Consider the following 446-nt stretch of genomic DNA (forward strand, 5'->3'; position numbering starts at 1 on the left):
GGTCCCGAAGGGTGCCCCGGTCTTCGCCGCCGTCTCCCCCGGCAACGCCCGCACCCTCCGCGCCTTCCTCGCCTGCGGGTTCACACCGATCGGCAGTGAGGTCCTGCTGCGTCCCGCACGGGCATAGCCCGGCACGCGCACCCTGTCATGCGGACGTCGCAGGCCGGAGGCCCAGCCACTGCTCCGCGTCCCACGCCCGGAAGCGCTCCACCTCCGTGAAGCCCAGCCTGGCCGCGAGGCGGAGGGAGCGGGCGTTGGCGGTCCGGGTGGCCAGGACCACCGGCTCGCCGGGGAGGACGCCGTCGAGCCAGCCGAGTGCCGCCCCGCACGCCTCCGCCGCGTACCCGTGTCCCCACGCCCGCGGCAGGAACAGATACCCGAGATCGACCTTGCCCACCGCGGCGGGACGCGCATGCTCCCGCGCCCTCCTCAGCAGCACCTGCCCG

1 protein-coding gene is annotated in these 446 nt (G+C 75.6%); it reads right to left on the reverse strand.

The window, feature by feature from the left end; genetic code table 11:
- Positions 1–145: 145 nt before the first annotated feature.
- On the reverse strand, positions 146–446 hold a 301-nt coding region (locus tag LPA54_RS38865; protein ID WP_228985106.1), incomplete at its 5' end, for a GNAT family N-acetyltransferase.

This window comes from Streptomyces sp. DH12, assembly GCF_020873895.1.
Lineage (GTDB): Bacteria > Actinomycetota > Actinomycetes > Streptomycetales > Streptomycetaceae > Streptomyces.